The 18120-nt window shown below is 49.5% G+C and carries 16 protein-coding genes; 9 read left to right on the forward strand and 7 right to left on the reverse strand.

All coding sequences use genetic code 11. The features are described 5' to 3' along the window. The coding region (locus Q4488_RS12895) for an ATP-binding protein (RefSeq protein WP_303580892.1) at nucleotides 1–1116 on the forward strand (1116 nt) is incomplete at its 5' end. A 23-nt stretch (nucleotides 1117–1139) separates the two neighbouring features. Here the strand turns inward: Q4488_RS12895 and Q4488_RS12900 are convergent. The 6 genes from Q4488_RS12900 to Q4488_RS12925 all read right to left on the reverse strand — a co-directional run bounded on the left by Q4488_RS12900 (nucleotide 1140) and on the right by Q4488_RS12925 (nucleotide 7398). Then, on the reverse strand, nucleotides 1140–2030 hold the full coding sequence (locus Q4488_RS12900) for an HDOD domain-containing protein (RefSeq protein ID WP_303580893.1): 891 nt from the start codon (nucleotides 2028–2030) through the stop codon (nucleotides 1140–1142). Nucleotides 2031–2060: 30 nt separating this feature from the next. After that, nucleotides 2061–3491 carry a siroheme synthase CysG gene (cysG, locus tag Q4488_RS12905; protein WP_303580894.1) on the reverse strand — a complete coding sequence of 477 codons (1431 nt, stop codon included), beginning with the start codon at nucleotides 3489–3491 and terminating at the stop codon, nucleotides 2061–2063. 138 nt (nucleotides 3492–3629) lie between these two features. Continuing rightward, nucleotides 3630–4391 carry a phosphoadenylyl-sulfate reductase gene (locus Q4488_RS12910; RefSeq protein ID WP_303580895.1) on the reverse strand — a complete coding sequence of 254 codons (762 nt, stop codon included), beginning with the start codon at nucleotides 4389–4391 and terminating at the stop codon, nucleotides 3630–3632. Nucleotides 4392–4409: 18 nt separating this feature from the next. Beyond that, nucleotides 4410–4889 carry a DUF934 domain-containing protein gene (locus tag Q4488_RS12915; protein WP_303580896.1) on the reverse strand — a complete coding sequence of 160 codons (480 nt, stop codon included), beginning with the start codon at nucleotides 4887–4889 and terminating at the stop codon, nucleotides 4410–4412. Then, the gene (locus tag Q4488_RS12920) at nucleotides 4873–6534 is read right to left on the reverse strand and encodes a nitrite/sulfite reductase (protein WP_303580897.1); all 1662 of its coding nucleotides are present in this window, start codon (nucleotides 6532–6534) and stop codon (nucleotides 4873–4875) included. Before Q4488_RS12920 ends, Q4488_RS12915 begins: the two co-directional genes overlap by 17 nt. Nucleotides 6535–6612: 78 nt before the next feature. Then, nucleotides 6613–7398: a sulfite exporter TauE/SafE family protein gene (locus tag Q4488_RS12925; protein WP_303580898.1), complete on the reverse strand. Its 786-nt coding sequence runs from the start codon at nucleotides 7396–7398 to the stop codon at nucleotides 6613–6615. Nucleotides 7399–7793: 395 nt separating this feature from the next. On the opposite strand from Q4488_RS12925, the gene cysD reads away from it, so the two are divergent. The 8 genes from cysD (at nucleotide 7794) to Q4488_RS12965 (ending at nucleotide 17478) form a co-directional block, all read left to right on the forward strand. Beyond that, nucleotides 7794–8702, forward strand: a complete 909-nt coding sequence (cysD, locus tag Q4488_RS12930; protein ID WP_303580953.1) for a sulfate adenylyltransferase subunit CysD — start codon at nucleotides 7794–7796, stop codon at nucleotides 8700–8702. A 107-nt stretch (nucleotides 8703–8809) separates the two neighbouring features. Further along, a complete protein-coding gene (gene cysN, locus Q4488_RS12935; RefSeq protein WP_303580899.1) occupies nucleotides 8810–10510 on the forward strand; it encodes a sulfate adenylyltransferase subunit CysN in 1701 nt (566 codons plus the stop codon). Between the two features lie 302 nt (nucleotides 10511–10812). Continuing rightward, nucleotides 10813–11394, forward strand: a complete 582-nt coding sequence (gene rsxA, locus Q4488_RS12940) for an electron transport complex subunit RsxA (protein WP_303580900.1) — start codon at nucleotides 10813–10815, stop codon at nucleotides 11392–11394. 9 nt (nucleotides 11395–11403) lie between these two features. Next, nucleotides 11404–12003, forward strand: coding sequence for an electron transport complex subunit RsxB (rsxB, locus tag Q4488_RS12945; protein ID WP_303580901.1), 600 nt, complete (start codon nucleotides 11404–11406; stop codon nucleotides 12001–12003). After that, complete coding sequence (gene rsxC / locus Q4488_RS12950; protein WP_303580902.1) at nucleotides 12000–14972, forward strand: electron transport complex subunit RsxC; 2973 nt, start codon at nucleotides 12000–12002, stop codon at nucleotides 14970–14972. The genes rsxB and rsxC overlap by 4 nt, the downstream gene beginning before the upstream one ends. A gap of 91 nt (nucleotides 14973–15063) precedes the next feature. Beyond that, nucleotides 15064–16107, forward strand: a complete 1044-nt coding sequence (gene rsxD / locus Q4488_RS12955) for an electron transport complex subunit RsxD (protein ID WP_303580903.1) — start codon at nucleotides 15064–15066, stop codon at nucleotides 16105–16107. Continuing rightward, nucleotides 16107–16760: an electron transport complex subunit RsxG gene (gene rsxG, locus Q4488_RS12960; RefSeq protein WP_303580904.1), complete on the forward strand. Its 654-nt coding sequence runs from the start codon at nucleotides 16107–16109 to the stop codon at nucleotides 16758–16760. The genes rsxD and rsxG overlap by 1 nt, the downstream gene beginning before the upstream one ends. A gap of 1 nt (nucleotide 16761) precedes the next feature. Continuing rightward, entirely contained in the window at nucleotides 16762–17478 is a 717-nt protein-coding gene (locus Q4488_RS12965) for an electron transport complex subunit E (protein WP_303580905.1), read from the forward strand. A 287-nt stretch (nucleotides 17479–17765) separates the two neighbouring features. On the opposite strand, the gene Q4488_RS12970 is transcribed toward Q4488_RS12965, so the two are convergent. After that, entirely contained in the window at nucleotides 17766–18056 is a 291-nt protein-coding gene (locus Q4488_RS12970; RefSeq protein ID WP_303580906.1) for a DUF6172 family protein, read from the reverse strand. Between the last annotated feature and the right edge of the window lie 64 nt (nucleotides 18057–18120).

Genomic DNA, 18120 nt, shown 5'->3' on the forward strand with positions numbered 1-18120 from the left:
CAAGGCATCAAAACCTTTCTCGTATCGATCTTTATACTGGCGTTGTTTAATCAACTAGTCACGCGACATCTCAGCACCATGGCGCAATATGCACGACGACTCAAGCTCGATCAATTGAACACCCCGCTGATACTGAAACGGAAGCAGAGACACACCGAGGATGAGCTCAGTCAAGTGGCTAATGCCATGAATAGCATGCGTCAGGCGATGCTCACCGATATAAGCAAACGGGAAGACGCCGAACGCTCGCTGGCCCACCTAAATGCCGAGCTCGAACAACGGGTGTCTGATCGCACCCGCGAATTAGAACAGCGCAATGAAGAGTTACATACCACACTGGCCAAACTACAAGAAACTCAGCAGCAGTTAGTTGAATCAAAAAAACTTGCCGCACTGGGTAGTTTAGTCGCTGGCGTCGCGCACGAGATCAACACGCCGATTGGCATCGGCTACACCGCCGCGTCATTTCTGGCCGATCAAGCGCAACTTTATCAACAGCAACAGCCGGATAATCCACTGGCCAATACGGCGGTCGAAAGCAGCGTGTTAATTTGTCAAAACCTCGAACGAGCCACTCAGTTAATTAGCTCTTTTAAGCGAGTTGCAGTCGATCAGGCGGGCGAACAATGTCGCCGTTTCGACCTGATTCAGTATCTTGACGAAATCCAACACTCGTTAAAACCCAAACTAAAACAAGCCAACCCAACGATCCGTATTCGAGGCCCGAAAAAGCTAATATTAATCAGCTATCCCGGCAGTTATTATCAAATTTTTACCAATCTGATATTAAACTCACTGCTACATGGCTTTGATAATCAGCCCGGCGGCGACATTTCCATTGCCATACAACCGCAGGGCGAAAGGCTTCAAATCGATTATCGAGATAACGGTGCCGGCGTGCCCGATGATTGGCGTACTCGGTTATTCGAACCCTTTATGACCACCAAACGCAATCGTGGTTGTAGCGGCCTAGGCATGCATATTACTTACAATATCGTCAGTCAATTATTACAAGGACAGATCACCTGCGTACCCGCCGTCAGCGGTGCACACTTTCATATCGATATTCCATTAAACCCGCACCCAATCACCTCGACTATTTCGCCATCAACTTGAGCAGAGCTGATTCAGCAGCAAGATTAACGTTTCATCAACAATCGCTGACATTGCTCTGATAAGGCTGGCAATTGTTGTGACAACCGCGCTATTGGAAAGTCGATGATGGGCCAGCTTGGATGAATGCACGCTGCCGCAATCGCGCCTTGCAACTGCGTGGTTGACCAAGCTGGCCATTCGGGATTATCCATCAGCAAATCACTGAGAGAACTGGCAAACTGAAGCATCGTTAACAATTGCTTAAACGGCTCCGAGATCGTGTTAAACGCCCAGAGATCATTGTGCTGATGAAACCGTAACATGTTAGTGAGCGTGCGTGGAAAATGCCAATATTGTGCAGCCTGATAACCTATGTCTATGTGACTAAAACCATACTGTTCGATCGCTAACGACTCATCGGCTGCTCGCCAGCACAGCGTAGCAGCAGACTGTCCCGCGCTGAGAGATACCTGTAGTAAAATAAAGCGACCAATATCATGCAGTAAGCCGGCGATATAGGCTAGATCTCGATTGACCTTGAAGGCTTCAATATTCGCCGCCAAGAAGCGACTGAAAACGGCAGTCTCGATAGAATGCAACCAACCGCTATGATGCGCGGACGTAATCAGCGTAGCCCGAGGCTCAGTCAACGCTGACATTAAGTCTAAGGTATTAAAAACGCCGATTCGCTGTAACGCTTTTTCGATATTATAAACAGGCTTAAGCGGTCCGCAGGGTACCGTATGGGCAGTAGAAATAATTTTCGCCGCTAGCAAAGGGTCAAGCTGTGTCAGCTTGGCGATTCGAGGATAAAAATCAACTGACTCATGACTAAGCCGTTTTAGTTGATCGAGCACCCCAGGGATTAAAGGCAGTGTATCCACATGCGCGTGGATAAACTCGCTACTCAAGACTGTTTGAACAGGTTGATGCACCGCTTCACCTTACAACTTCACCTGACCCACTTAGGCTGAATGGGCATCAGGCAGTATCAAACCATGATTATGTAAAACTTCTTCGCCAAACCATGCCAAATTTTCATGCAGCTGCACCACTTCGCCGACGATAATCAACGCCGGCGCGGGTAACTGAGCCTGTGCCTGACGCTCCGCTAGATTACTTAACGTGCCGGTTAATACCCGCTGATCCGCACGAGTACCATTGGAAACAATCGCGGCAGGGGTCTCGGCCGGTTTGCCATGAGCGATCAACTGCTGACACAACGAAGGCAAGGTGTGTAGCCCCATATAAAATACGATCGTTTGATGGGGGTGAACTAATTCATCAAAATTCAGATCGGAGGTACGATTTTTCAACTGCCCCGTCACCAATTTAACCGACTGAGCATAATCACGGTGAGTCAGAGGAATACCGGCATAGGTTGAACAAGCACTGGCGGCGGTAATGCCTGGCACCACCTGAAACGGAATATTATGTTGTTTCAATGTTTCCAGCTCTTCACCGCCGCGACCAAAGATAAAAGGATCCCCTCCCTTTAAACGCAACACTCGCCGCCCCAGCAAGGCATGTTTAACCAGTAACTCATTAATGCCGTCTTGCGGCACCGCATGATTATCACGCCGCTTACCAACGAAGATCCGCTCGGCATCGCGACGACACAGATCAACAATCGCGGGAGACACCAACTGATCGTAGAGCACCACATCCGCCTGCTGCATCAGTCTCAGCGCTTTAAAGGTCAGCAGTTCAGGATCGCCCGGTCCGCCACCCACCAGATAAACTTCGCCCACTTGATGATCGGGGTCTGCCGTTTCTAACGCTGAGGTTAACAAGGCGCGAGCCTCTTTATCACGCCCAGCAAACACCTTTTCAGCCACTTGACCTTGCAAGATTTTTTCCCAAAAAATGCGCCGCCGTTCGACATTACTAAAGGTCTGCTTGACTTGCTGACGAAACTGTCCAACCAGTTTGCCCAAGCGGCTATAACCTTGAGGAATCCAGGTTTCGAGCTTAGCCCTAAGTAAGCGCGCCAACACCGGCGACTCACCGCCAGAGGAGATACCGATAACGATCGGTGAACGATCAACAATCGCGGGAAAAATAAAGGTACATAAGGGTTGATTATCAACCACATTGACCGGAATATGCCGCTCAACCGCATCAAAATGAACCCGTTCGTTCAACTGATCGTCATCCGTTGCGGTAATAACTAGATAAGCGTCATCCAAAAGGCCGCTATGATATTCCCCCATGATCACTTGACCATTATGCTGTTCGATCATCTCCACCAATTCAGGCTCGATCCGATGCGCAACAACAATCACTCGAGCGCCGGCCCGCGTTAAAAGACTGGCTTTTCGCAGAGCGACTTGACCACCCCCGACCAACAATGCCGTTCGATCGTTTAGCTTAAAAAATAGCGGTAAATAATCCAATGTATTGTCCTCAGCAAGAGCGGCAGATTAACCCAGTAGACAAGCTTTTTAGGTCATACTGATAGCTAAAATAGCATACTTGAAAGATAGCAGAAAAGAGCCCGCTAATAGCGGGCTCTTGTGTGATAAGGGATGAATTTACTTCGGTAGGTAATCCATGATGTTGACAGGCTTTGTCTCAGCAGGCTTATCCCCAGGAGTGCCCGAATGTAAGCCACACTCTCGTGTTTCAGGGTTTTCCCACCACCAACGCCCGGCACGCACATCCTCACCCTCTGCGATAGCCCGAGTACAAGGCGCACAACCGATGCTCGGATATTGCTGATCATGCAGCGCGTTATACGGCACTTTATATGCACCAATATAGTCCCAGATATCCTTCTCGGTCCAATCCGCTAAGGGATTAAACTTATCGATACCGTTACCTTCATCAAACTCTTTAAAGCCGATCTCATCACGCGTCACCGATTGTTCGCGGCGTAAGCCTGTAATCCAAGCCTGACGATTCGCCAGTGCCCGCTTCAACGGTTTAATTTTACGCACCGCACAGCAGCCTTTGCGTAACGCCTGACTTTCATAGAAAGCATTGACGCCATTCTGCTGCACGTATTGCTCGACATCCGCCGCCTCAGGATAGTAAACCTGAACCTTCAGGTTACCGTATAGCGCCTGCACATCGGTCAGTAGTTTCAGTGTTTCCTCCGGCAAACGACCAGTATCCAAGACAAACATACCGATCTGAGGCGTATGCTTACTGATCAGATCGGTAATCACCACATCTTCGGCGCCGAGACTGTTAGCAAACACAATAGCACTATCAGCATACTCGGTAGCAGCTTGCTGAAGTACCGCAACCGTATTGGCAACCTTAGCTTTCAACTCAGGGGTTAACTCACTCATCACTGTTATCCTGATCAATTACTGACGAAAAATAGGTCGTTCATCATCAGCACTTCCCTGATAATGCACCGGCACCTCGTCAAACGCACTGAGAATCGCATCGCTATAACGCTCATCTGGGATAGCAAAAGCATCAAAACCGCAACGCTGCATATGATCCAGACGATCACGGGTGACATCACCTTCGGCACGAATTTGGCCGGCAAATCCGGCACGACGCAACATCCGAGCAAAACTAAAGCCTCGTCCATCCGTGAACGCTGGAAATTCGATGGCCACGAGAGACAAAGCATCAAGATGTTGCAGTAACAACTCAAGCGCCTGATCGCCATTAATACGCACACCGAGCTTGCCCTCAGCGTTCACCAGTTGCTCGAGGTGCTGCGCGAACAACTCATAAGGCACGACAATATCTTCATTGATATGCGCCGTTAGATTATCTTCATCAACCAGTAACCAGCTATCGTCGACAACCGCACGATTAATTAACAGTGGCATAAACTCTCTCCTTAAACGGTGCAACACCGATACGGCGTACAGTCTCAATAAATCGCTCATCTTCGAGACGACTCTCTACATAGACCTGCAGGATTTTTTCAACGGTATCGGCAACGTCAGCTTGAGGCACTGATTTACCAATAATTTTACCTAATGATGCATCTTCACGAGAAGAACCACCGAGGGTGATCTGATAGTAATCTTCACCGCCTTTATCAACCCCTAAAATGCCGATATGTGCCACGTGATGATGGGCACAAGCATTGATACAACCGGACATATTCAGCTTGATATCGCCAATATCATAAAGGTAATCGAGATCATCAAACTTTTCGTTAATCTGTTCGGCAACCCCCAGTGTATGAGCATTTGCCAATGAACAGAAATCATAGCCAGGACACACAATCATATCGGTCAGGGTACCGACATTCGCCCGTGCCAGGTTAAGATCGCGCAATGACTGCCACAGAGTATAAAGATCACCGGCAGCCACATGAGCGAAGACTAAGTTCTGATCATGAGTACTGCGAATCTCACCGAAGTTGAAGGTATCAGCTAAGTCTGCCACGGCATCGAGCTGCACATCAGTAATATCACCGGGTGGCTTCAGATGCGGCTTCAGCGAAATAACCACCGCACGATAGCCGGCGATCTTATGCTCACGAGTATTACGTTCATACCAAGCACGAAACTCAGCATTATCATCGAGTTGATTTTCCAGCACCGACAATCCATCCACCGCATCGGCAGCATAAGGATGCGGCTCGAAATAGCCTTGAATCTTGGCGATATAATCGTCAGTCAGCGCCAGTTCGGTACTACGAATGATCTCCCACTCGGCTTCAACCCGTTTGCTAAACTCTTCAATACCCAGCGCATTGACTAAGATTTTGATACGCGCCTTATACTTGTTATCTCGACGACCATTGAGGTTATATACCCGCAGAATCGCTTCAAGATAGGTCAACAGATCACGCTTTGGCAAAAACTCACGAATCAATTTACCAATCACCGGTGTACGTCCAAGGCCACCACCGACGAGTACTTCAAAACCGACCTCACCGGCCGCATTTTTGACCATGTGCAAGCCGATATCATGCACCTGAGAAGCGGCCCGATCTTCCGGGCCACCGGTCACGGCGATCTTAAACTTACGCGGCAGATAAGCAAATTCGGGGTGCAATGTGGTCCATTGACGAATAATTTCACACCAAGGACGAGGATCTTCAATTTCATCCGGGATAATGCCCGCAAAATGATCGGTCGTGGTATTCCGTAAGCAGTTACCACTGGTTTGAATGGCGTGCATCTGCACTTCAGCCAGTTCAGCCAGGATATCCGGCACCTCTTCCAGCTTGGGCCAGTTTAATTGAACATTGGTCCGAGTGGTGAAGTGCGCATAATTTTTATCGTATTTACGGGTGATATCTGCCAGTTTACGCACCTGAACAGAGTTCATCAGACCATAAGGTACCGCAATACGTAGCATCGGTGCTTGACGTTGGATATAAAGCCCGTTCATCAGGCGCAAGCCGCGAAACTCCTCATCGGGAATTTCACCGGCCAAAAAACGGCGGGTCTGATCGCGATATTGCTCAACCCGCGCATTGATCAGTGTCTGATCCTGTTCATTATATTGATACATGTCTATTACCGCCGGCTAACCGGCCCTCACCCTATAAAATTACAATTCAAAATTCAGTTTTACGTCAGAACCCATACGTCAACCGGCCAGCACAAAGCGCATACCTATCGCTAATAGCAGCGTTCCCATGATGGGCTGGATAACTCTTGGGGACAGCTTGCTGCCAAAATGGCTACCCATGAATACCCCCGGTAATGAACCAATCAGCAGACACAGGAGTAACCAGAGATCGACACTGCCCATTCCATAGTGCCCCGCACCCGCTACGCTGGTTAACACAACCGCATGCACGAGATCCGTCCCCACCAGCGTCTGCATCGTCATCCGCGGATAAAGCACAATCAGCATCGCGGTGCCTAACGCCCCCGCCCCGACCGAAGAGAGTGTCACTAAACCACCTAAAGCGATACCGACAATGACTGTCACATAGGGGCGATAACGGCGGCCATGCTTCTCAAAGCGTGTACCTTCTAACTTGACCACATAGGCACGTATTCTCGCACGGAAAAAAACAGCAAAAGAGGTTAACACTAATGAAACACCCAGTGTGATATTCATCAGATGTTCGATTTGCTCAAGTCCGTCTAAACCATCCAGATAAATCAGCGTTAGTAAGGCTCCGGGGATACTACCACCGAGGAGTAAAAACACCACTCGCCACTCGACTAATTTTTTACGTGCGTAGGAAACACTCCCCCCTAACTTGGTAATCGCCGCATAGATAAGATCCGTACTAACCGCCGTCACCGGTGGGATACCAAACGCGACGATCAGAATCGGTGTCATTAACGCGCCGCCTCCGATTCCCGTCAGACCGACTATAAAACCAACCACTAGGCCGGCAAAGCTGTATGCTACTTCCATCAACGTTCTCAGCTGCCTTAAAATAATCATCCGTCATGTTTAGACGGTATACCGAAAATACAGATGGGCTATAATAGCGATCGCGCCTTATAACGTAAAATAATAATTATAAATTTGTTAATTCTTTTTTGGAATATAGGCTACCCAATCGGTTCCTGTCAATCGCCTGCAGCATTTTGCAATCGAGTGATTATGTCGAGTAATATCGCCTTATTCCAAAAAGTTACTAAAACATTCCAACATATTCTTTTTAATTTTAAAGATAGTTCTGCCATAATGGCCGCCAATATAAGCTGTTATGCGCCTAACACAGACCTAACTCGCTACTAGATCTGTCATCCGCACGGCACCCATCATTTTTTGGTATGTAATAAGAGTTAATCAATATGAGTCAATTGCCGGAACATAGACTGACCCATCTGCGTCAGTTAGAAGCAGAAAGCATCCACATTATTCGCGAAGTCGCATCAGAGTTCGAAAACCCAGTCATGCTTTACTCTGTCGGTAAAGATTCCGCCGTGATGCTACACCTGGCTCGTAAAGCATTTTATCCAGGCAAGCCCCCCTTCCCTTTGCTCCATGTGGACACCACCTGGAAGTTCAAAGAGATGATTAGCTTCCGCGACAAGATGGCCGAAGAAGCGGGCATGGATTTGATTGTGCATATCAATCAGGAAGGCGTTGACATGAATATCAGCCCCTTCACTCATGGCTCGAAGAAACATACCGATATCATGAAGACTCAAGGGCTTAAACAAGCACTAAACAAATATAAGTTCGATGCTGCCTTTGGTGGTGCCCGCCGTGATGAAGAAAAATCCCGTGCCAAAGAGCGTGTATTCTCTTTTCGTGACAAAAATCATCGCTGGGACCCTAAAAATCAGCGTCCAGAACTATGGAACACCTTTAATACGCGTATCGATAAAGGCGAAAGCATCCGCGTCTTTCCTCTGTCTAACTGGACCGAGCTGGATATCTGGCAATATATCTACCTCGAGGGCATTCCTATTGTGCCACTCTACTTTGCCGCAAAACGCCCTATCGTGGTTCGCGATGGTGTAGAGATTATGGTCGATGATGAACGTCTCCCGCTGGAAGAAGGCGAAGTACCCGAAATGAAGATGGTTCGTTTCCGCACCCTCGGCTGTTATCCACTGACGGGCGCGGTTGAGTCTGGCGCGCAAACGCTGCCTGAAATTATTCAGGAAATGCTGTTAACCACGACTTCAGAGCGTCAAGGCCGAGTGATTGATAACGATGGCGCAGGCTCAATGGAACAGAAAAAGATGGAAGGCTACTTCTAGCTAGGTCAGCGCCGAGCGAGAACGTGCATCGTTTTCGTCAGCGCTGTTATAACCGCTTGAAGCCTTTTTACGGCACTGTACAGAATTTAAGAATACGGAACACAATCATGAGTCATCAGTCCGATCTGATCGCCAGCGATATCGAAGCTTATCTGGCACAACATGAAAACAAAGAACTCTTACGCTTTCTCACCTGTGGTAGCGTAGATGATGGTAAGTCGACCCTCATTGGTCGCCTGCTGCACGATTCAAAAATGATCTATGAAGATCAACTCGCGGCACTGCATTCAGACAACGCAAAGCAAGGCAATGCCGGCGAAGAGCTCGATCTTGCTCTCCTCGTTGATGGCCTTCAGGCTGAACGTGAACAGGGAATTACCATCGATGTCGCTTATCGCTATTTCTCGACGGCGACACGTAAATTCATTATCGCGGACACCCCGGGGCATGAACAATACACACGCAACATGGCGACCGGTGCGTCGACCTGTGATCTTGCGATTATCCTGATTGATGCACGCTATGGTGTGCAGGTACAAACCAAGCGTCATAGTTTTATTACCTCTCTGCTAGGGATTAAACATACCATTGTTGCCGTCAACAAGATGGATTTGGTCGACTTTAGCGAAGCTCGCTATGAAGAGATCAAACAGGATTACCTCGCGTTTGCCGCAGATCTGGATCTAAACGATATCCATTTCGTGCCGATGTCGGCGCTCAAAGGCGATAACGTGGTGAATCTGAGCGACAACATGCCTTGGTATAAAGATGCGCCATTGATGGAGTATCTTGAAACCATTCAGATCGCGAATGATCAAAACTTCGATCAACTGCGTTTCCCTGTGCAGTACGTTAACCGTCCTAACCTCGACTTCCGTGGTTATTGCGGCACACTCGGCTCGGGTATTGTTCGCCCGGGTGATGCTATTACTGTATTACCCTCCGGCAAGAGTAGCCGAGTCAAATCTATCGTCTCGTTTGAAGGCGAGCTGCAGGAAGCTTTCCCTCCCATGGCAGTCACGCTGACACTGGAAGATGAGATCGATATTAGCCGTGGCGATATGATCGTCCACAGCGATGACAATACTCAAGTCAATAATCGTTTCGATGCGATGGTTGTCTGGATGGCGGAACAGGAACTCGTGCCTGGACGTCAGTACGATATCAAACTGGCGACACAAACCATTGCCGGCGGTATCAGTAGTATTCGTCACTGCGTCGATGTTAATACGCAACAACAACACCCCGCAGCCACCCTGAAGCTGAATGAAATTGGCCGTTGTGAAGTCACCTTAGAACGCCCCATTGTCACCGATGACTATCGTGCACATCATACGACCGGCTCCTTCATTGTGATCGATCGTCTCAGCAATATTACCGTTGCTGCCGGTATGATTGTGGCGGATAACGCCGAAGCTAATTTGAATAACGATCAAATTAGCTATAGCGCCTCTATCAGTCAAACAGAACGGGAACAGCGTTTCGGCCAAAAAGCGGTGACGATTGGCCTGCAAGGCGGCACTCAAGAGCAACGCAGCACATTGCTGTATACCCTTGAGCGTCAACTATTTAATCAGGGTCGAGCCATTACAGTACTGCGGGATGACAATCTGTCAGGGGAACTCGGTGAAATCGCTGCGTACCTCAATCAGAACGGTCTACTGGTATTAACCGATATCGCTGAAGAGACGCTATCGAGCGATGCACTGATCATCGATCTAGATAGTGCGGCGTTGAATGATCTGCCATCCATTGCCGCTCAAGCTCAGGTTATTTTGCAGCAGATCCGCGATAATTCCGCTATCTGATCTTAATAAGCAGGTAATCAACCGGACTGAACCCTGTTCAGATCCGGTTTGATTTTATGCAAACTACATTTAAGTCGGGGTTTATCCGTGCAGCCTTGTCGGTTCCTCGTTTATATCCTGCTATAATACTGCGCTAAAAATTCACTTCACTTAGGCGCGACCCTAATGAAGGTTCGAATAGGTTTAGATTCATCAACCACACAGCTATACCGGAAAGACGCTAAAATCGGTAAACTTTAGCCCTTTCTTATTTTTCAGACAGCCCCGGTACGATAAATACCGATGATGATGTAACGAGTATTATGACTGATTATCTACTAATTATTATCAGCACGGTTCTAGTGAACAATTTCGTACTGGTTCAGTTTCTGGGTCTCTGCCCCTTTATGGGCGTGTCCAATAAGCTCGAAACCGCCATGGGGATGTCACTCGCGACAACCTTTGTGCTAACCCTCTCATCGGTTTGTAGCTATCTGGTCTATACCTACCTATTAGCACCGCTTGAAATCACCTATTTGAAAACTATTTCATTTATTCTGGTGATCGCGGTCGTGGTGCAATTCACAGAAATGGTGGTGCGTAAAACCAGTCCTCTACTGTATAAGTTGCTGGGCATCTTTTTACCCTTAATTACCACCAACTGTGCCGTGTTAGGTGTTGCCCTACTGAATATCAAAAAAATGAACGGCTTTATCGACTCAATTGTTTATGGTTTTGGCGCTGCCGTCGGCTTTTCGCTGGCATTGATTCTGTTTTCCGCTATGCGGGAACGCATCACCGTTGCTGATGTCCCAACCCCTTTTCAAGGGACGGCTATCGGTATGGTCACTGCGGGCCTAATGTCCCTTGCCTTCCTCGGTTTTACCGGTCTGGTTCAGTTTTAAGGAGTTATCGTGAGCGCTGTATTCGTTGCCGTGCTGGTATTATTAGGGCTAGGTCTAGTATTTGGTATCCTATTGGGATATTCATCGATTCGCTTTAAGGTCGAAGGTAACCCGCTGGTTGATCAAGTCGACTCGCTACTACCTCAAACCCAATGTGGTCAATGCGGCCATCCCGGCTGCCGCCCTTATGCGGAAGCCATCGTTAATGCAGATGAAGCGATTAACAAATGTCCTCCGGGCGGTCAGAGCACCGTTGAAGCACTCGCCGATCTGCTAGATGTCGAGGCTTTACCGCTGGATGCCGAAAGCGAAGCCGAGCCGATCAAAAAAGTCGCCTATATCCGTGAAGATGAATGCATCGGCTGTACTAAATGCATTCAAGCTTGCCCCGTTGATGCCATCCTTGGTGCCGCAAAACAGATGCACACGGTCATTACCTCTGAATGTACCGGTTGTGATCTCTGTGTTGAACCCTGTCCTGTTGATTGTATTGATATGCTACCGCTCGAAACCACTCTGAATAACTGGCAGTGGCCAGCCCCTAAACCTGGCATAGAACTGATTGCCACCGATCGTCAGCCAAGCATTGCGCTAGAGGTTAAGGGATGAAAAACACCATTCGAGTCCATCAGTTTCACGGCGGCATCCATCCACCAGAAAACAAAAAGCAATCGACAGGCGCGCCGATTAGCTTGGCGCCGATTCCTTCGCGCATTGTTTTACCGCTACAACAACATATTGGCTTACCGGCCGATCCCGTTGTGCGTGTCGGTCAGCGAGTGCTAAAAGGTCAACTCGTTGCCGAAGCGATTGGCCGTATTAGCGCCAATATTCACGCCTCAATCTCCGGTACCGTGGTTGCCATTGAGCCGCATCCGGTGCCGCATATGTCTGGCATGAAAGCGGACTGCCTGATCATCGAATCCGATGGTAAAGATGAGTGGATAGAACATCAGGGGTTAGCCGATTACACCAAACTCCCGACACAAGCACTGATTGAATATATTCGTCAGTCGGGTATTGCCGGCATGGGGGGCGCAGGCTTTCCAACCGATGTAAAGCTTCACCTCGGTGATGATCATATCGTCAACACATTGATTATCAATGCGGCCGAATGTGAACCCTACATTACGGCTGATGATATGCTGATGCGCGAACGCGCCGATGAGATTATGGGCGGAATTGAAATTATCGCTCATCTACTTAAACCACTGCATATTATGGTTGGTATTGAGGATAACAAACCGCAAGCCATCCGTGCGCTGCACGCGGCCATGGATAACAGCGCACTGAATCTAGATATTGTTATCACACCGACCAAATACCCTTCTGGTGGTGAAAAGCAGCTAATCAAGCTGTTAACCGGTGTTGAAGTGCCTAGCGGAAGCATTCCTGCCGATGTCGGCATTGTCTGCCAAAACGTGGGCACGACTAGCGCCATCTATCGTGCAGTCACTCACGGCGAACCGCTGATTTCTAGAATTATCACCGTCACCGGCCAAGCCGCGGCGCACAAACAAAATTATGAAGTACGTCTCGGTACGCCATTAGCCGACTTACTGAATCACTCTGCAGTCGAGCGGCAACAGCTACAGCGTCTGATTATTGGTGGCCCGATGATGGGAATCACCGTCACCGATGAGCAGATTCCGGTGATCAAAACGACCAACTGTCTGATTGCCGGTTCGATTAAAGAGATGCCGCCACAACCCCCCGCACAAGCCTGTATCCGCTGCGGGATGTGTGAACAGGTCTGCCCGGCAGAGCTCCTACCGCAGCAACTGTACTGGTTTGCTAAAGGTAAAGAGTTTGATAAAGCACGCCATCACAACCTGTTTGACTGTATCGAATGTGGGGCTTGTTCGTATGTCTGCCCAAGCAACATACCCCTCGTGCAGTATTACCGCTTTGCTAAAGCCGAGATCCGTAAAGAAGATGACGAACAGCGTAAAGCCGATCACGCCAGGCAGCGCTTTGAAGCTCGTTTAGCACGCTTAGAACGGGATAAAATCGAAAAAGAAGAACGTCGTAAACAACGCGCCATCGATGCCGCGGCGGCTCAAGCCGCGAAGAAAGATGCCGCGCTTAATCAAGCTCCGACCGCTAGCGTCAGTGCCGCGCCAGAAGCGGGCACACCGGATCTAAAACAACTCAAAAGCAATGCTGCTATCGCCCGCACCAAGCTCAAAAAAGCAGAAAAAGCGCTCAACAATGCTCAAGACAAAGGCCTCGATGGCATCGATACGCTGAAGGAAACCCTAAAGCAGCTGCAGCTCAAATCAGCACAGGCTGAAAAAGCCTACAGCGATGCTCAAAATGCGCCCGCTAAAGCGGCGGCTCCAGTGCTTGATCTGAAGCAGCTGAAAAGTAACGCCGCCATTGCGCGTACTAAATTGAAGAAAGCCGAAAAACAACTGGCCAACGCAACCGCTAGCGGTGAAGGTGACATCAGCGCCTTAACTGCACAGGTGAGCTTGCTGCAAGACAAAAATATAGCCGCAGAAAAAGCTTACAAAGCCGCTGAAAGCGGCCCGAGTAACGCCGCCGCGGCCCCGATCGACACGACCGAACTCGAAGCCGACATTGCCGCATTACAAGCTAAGGTCGATAAAGCCACCAGTGCGTGGCAAGCCGCGGTCGCATCGGCGAGCCCTGCCGCCGATAAAATGGCCGCCGGCGTTGAGAAGCTAACCACCAAGCTGAAAGGCTTGCAGGATGAGCTATCACAGGCGCGTGCCGCCCTGCCAGCCAGTAGCGCGACGGTCGACACCACTGAACTCGAAGCCGACATTGCCGCATTACAAGGTAAGGTCGATAAAGCCAATAGTGCGTGGCAAGCCGCCGTGGCATCGGCGAGCCCTGCCGCCGATAAAATGGCCGCCGGCGTTGAGAAGCTAACCACCAAGCTGAAAGGCTTGCAGGATGAGCTATCACAGGCGCGTGCCGCCCTGCCAGCCAGTAGCACGACGGTCGACACCACTGAACTCGAAGCCGATATTGCCGCATTACAAGGTAAGGTCGATAAAGCCAATGGTGCGTGGCAAGCCGCGGTCGCATCGGCGAGCCCTGCTGCCGATAAAATGGCCGCCGGGGTTGAGAAGTTAACCACCAAACTGAAAGGTTTGCAGGATGAACTGACACAAGCGAAAAGCCGCTCTGAAGCAGCGATGCCGGCAGCCGCCCCAGCAACCGCCGCCCCAGACCTTAAAGCGCTGAAACAACAGGTGTCTATTATGCGCACCAAATTGAAGAAAGCCGAAAAGCAGTTAACTGAGCTGCCAGAAGGCGCAGACAATGCCGCCTTAATGGCCGAGATCGATAGCCTAAAGGCTCGCCATGATGCCGCCAAAGCGCTATGGGATGCTGCCGAAGCGGACAAAATCGCGGCAGCGGCCGCACAAGGTGTCGATTTGAAACAGCTTAAAATTGATGCGGCAATGGCGCGAGCAGCAGTGACTAAAGCCGAACGAGCCTTGAGTAAAGCGGAAGACGACCAACCAGCGCTGGAGGCAGAATTAGTCACAATACGGGCGCAGGCAGATAAACTAAATGCCACCCTGGAACGTTTTTCCGACTAACAAAACGATATTTTAAGCGCCACTAAGCGTCTTTTTATTACACTATTTTTAAGCCGTTGAATTAATCAAACGGCAGATCCGAGTAAACAGAATGGCACTGATCCGAATTACATCACCCCACGCACATCGGCCCGGTAACACCGGTAGCGTGATGCTCACCGTGTTGATGGCAACCCTGCCCGGACTGGCAGCAATGACCTTCTTTTTTGGCTGGGGAACGCTGATTCAGGTACTCTGGGGTTCATTATTGGCTATCGCATTAGAAGCGCTCAGCGTTAAATTACGTCGACGTCCAGTCAGCTTCTATCTCACCGACTACAGTGCTCTTGTCACGGCAGTATTACTCGGCTTGGCCCTCCCGCCTTTCGCGCCTTGGTGGGTGATGGCTGTCGGTATCAGTGTCGCAATTATTATCGCGAAACAACTTTACGGCGGTATGGGTAGCAATCCCTTCAACCCGGCGATGGTTGCCTATGCGCTATTACTGGTCTCCTTCCCTATTCAAATGACGAGCTGGACCGCGCCATTCGTCATGCTGGGTGACGGTTGGTCAGTACTGTCTCTCGGTGAAACCCTCAGTGCAATCTTTGCCACCCCTTCCACCGCCGTCGATGCACACACAATGGCAACGCCGCTGGATATCATGCGTCATCGAGGTGGCTTCACCACTGAAGAGATGTGGGTTAACGATGCCCTGCTGGCAAATGGAATTGGTGCATGGCATGCGGTCAGTGCGGCTTATTTTATGGGCGGCGTCTTTCTGTTATACAAAAAGATCTTCACGTGGCACGCTCCCGTGGCCATGCTGACGAGCTTGACGGTACTCTCCACCCTGTTTTTCCTGTTGATGCCCGATCAATATCCCGATCCGTTTTTCCATCTAACCACCGGTGCCACGATGCTCGGGGCATTCTTTATCGCCACCGATCCCGTCACCTCGGCTACCAGTAATAAAGGTAAACTCTGGTTTGGCATCGGTATTGGCATACTGGTGTTTGTCATTCGCACCTGGGGTAACTACCCCGATGCTGTCGCCTTTGCCGTCTTACTGATGAACCTCTGTGCTCCCTTTATTGATCAGTACACACAACCCCGCAGCTATGGCCACGCTAAACCCAATCGGGGAATGAAATAATGGATATGTTAACCGCTATTCGTAACAGTGCTGTCGGGCTGAGTATTTTCGCCGTCATCACTTCTGGAGCCATCGCCCTGACACAGCTGTCGACTCATGAGCAAATCCAGATTAATGAACGCGAAGCTCGGGCTAAAGCGCTCTATCAGATTGTGCCGCAAGCCAGTATCGAGAATAACCTCTTAGAGGATACTGTTAGCATCAACAGTCCCTCATTAACTGGTTCCGCCGCTGCGGTTGAGATCTTTCGGGCTCGTCGCCATGGTCAAGTGAGTACCGTGATAATTCCGGTCACCGCGCCGGATGGCTATACCGGTAATATCGATATGATCGTCGGTATTAATGCGGATGAGTCCGTTGCCGGCGTTAGAGTATTGGCACACAAAGAAACGCCCGGACTTGGCGATAAGGTCGAGCTAAAAAAATCGGACTGGCTACTCAGCTTTGACGGTCAACACTATGAGGGTAACGATGATCCCTCTTGGGCGGTGAAAAAAGATGGTGGGCGGTTTGATCAATTCACCGGTGCAACAATCACGCCTCGAGCCGTCGTTAACGCCACTGCCCGGGCAATACACTATTTTCGTGAACATAAAGCCGCGCTTTTAGATAGTCAATCTGATCTAAATTCAACACCGGCTGGAGCTGAATAACATGGCGAATGATTACAAAAAAATCACGCTCGACGGGCTTTGGGATAATAACCCAGCACTGGTTCAACTGCTCGGGCTTTGCCCCCTGTTAGCGGTCACCGGTACGGTGGTTAATGCCATGGGACTAGGACTCGCGAGTACCATCGTTTTAATCGGCTCAAACCTCAGCATTTCGATGTTCCGCAAATTTATTCCGGAATCCGTGCGTTTACCGGTGTTTGTCATGATCATCGCCTCATTCGTGACCTGTATCGAACTGCTCATGCAGGCGTTTACCTATGAGCTATACACGATTCTTGGCATCTTTATCCCTCTGATCGTCACCAACTGCGCCATTATGGGACGTGCCGATGCCTTCGCGATTAAGAACCCTGTCGGAGCATCACTGCTAGACGGTGCCATGATGGGGCTCGGCTTCACCTTAGTACTGATGGTGCTAGGAGGAATGCGTGAGATTCTCGGCCTCGGCACACTGTTCAGCGATATGCAGCTACTATTTGGTCCTGCCGCCGAAAGCTGGAAAATAGTCATCGTCGATGACTATATCGGCTTTCTATTTGCCATTCTCCCACCGGGCGCCTTCGTCGGCATGGGGCTACTGATCGCACTGAAGAATATCATCGATAAACGACTGGAAGATAAGCGTAAAGCAGCCGTCACGGTAACAGAAGCGGATACCGAGACTCGACGCGTCAGAGTGACCGGTAATATCTCTTAATCCCGGATAATGTCTCGCTGTCAGGCAACGCTTCACGCTCGACAGTGAGCCACTTGGCTAACAGTTTAGTCTCACCCTATTAATTAGCCCTGTTAAATCAGGGCGCTTCTAAGCGCTTCGAGACTACCTCAGACAAATAATAAGATCCGCGTTGTGTGACTTAGGGCAGTTAAATAATCGCCGTCACAGGCGCATGATCCGCTCTAAACGAGCCTCATTACAGATAAAAAAAGCGACTCAGAGGTCGCTTTTCTTTGATCTTACCGGTGTCATACTAAACTGACATGCTAATCTGATTTTTCAGCGCGGTAGCCTGGCTTGGCGATAATTTCGAGATAAAAGGAGGCCTGATTTTTCGCCTCAACCTGCGAAATTTTCTTATTAATCTCAGAGGGATGAACCGCTACGCTCGAGGCTTCATCATCACCAAAACGACAATCAAAGTCCCAAAAATCCGCATTCTCCGGCAGCGCTTTATTACGCTCTCTTTTTAAATACTTTTTAACTTCGTGCTTAATCGCATCAACATGCCGTGCAACGGTGAGCTTAGGGTGCGCTAAGTGAAACGTCTTTTTCATTGTAATTCCATAAGGGTAACTGATTTAAGGTCTTCATAGCCGATAACCGTGCGGCCAAACGTAT

The organism is Amphritea sp. 1_MG-2023, assembly GCF_030547545.1.
Lineage (GTDB): Bacteria > Pseudomonadota > Gammaproteobacteria > Pseudomonadales > Balneatricaceae > Amphritea.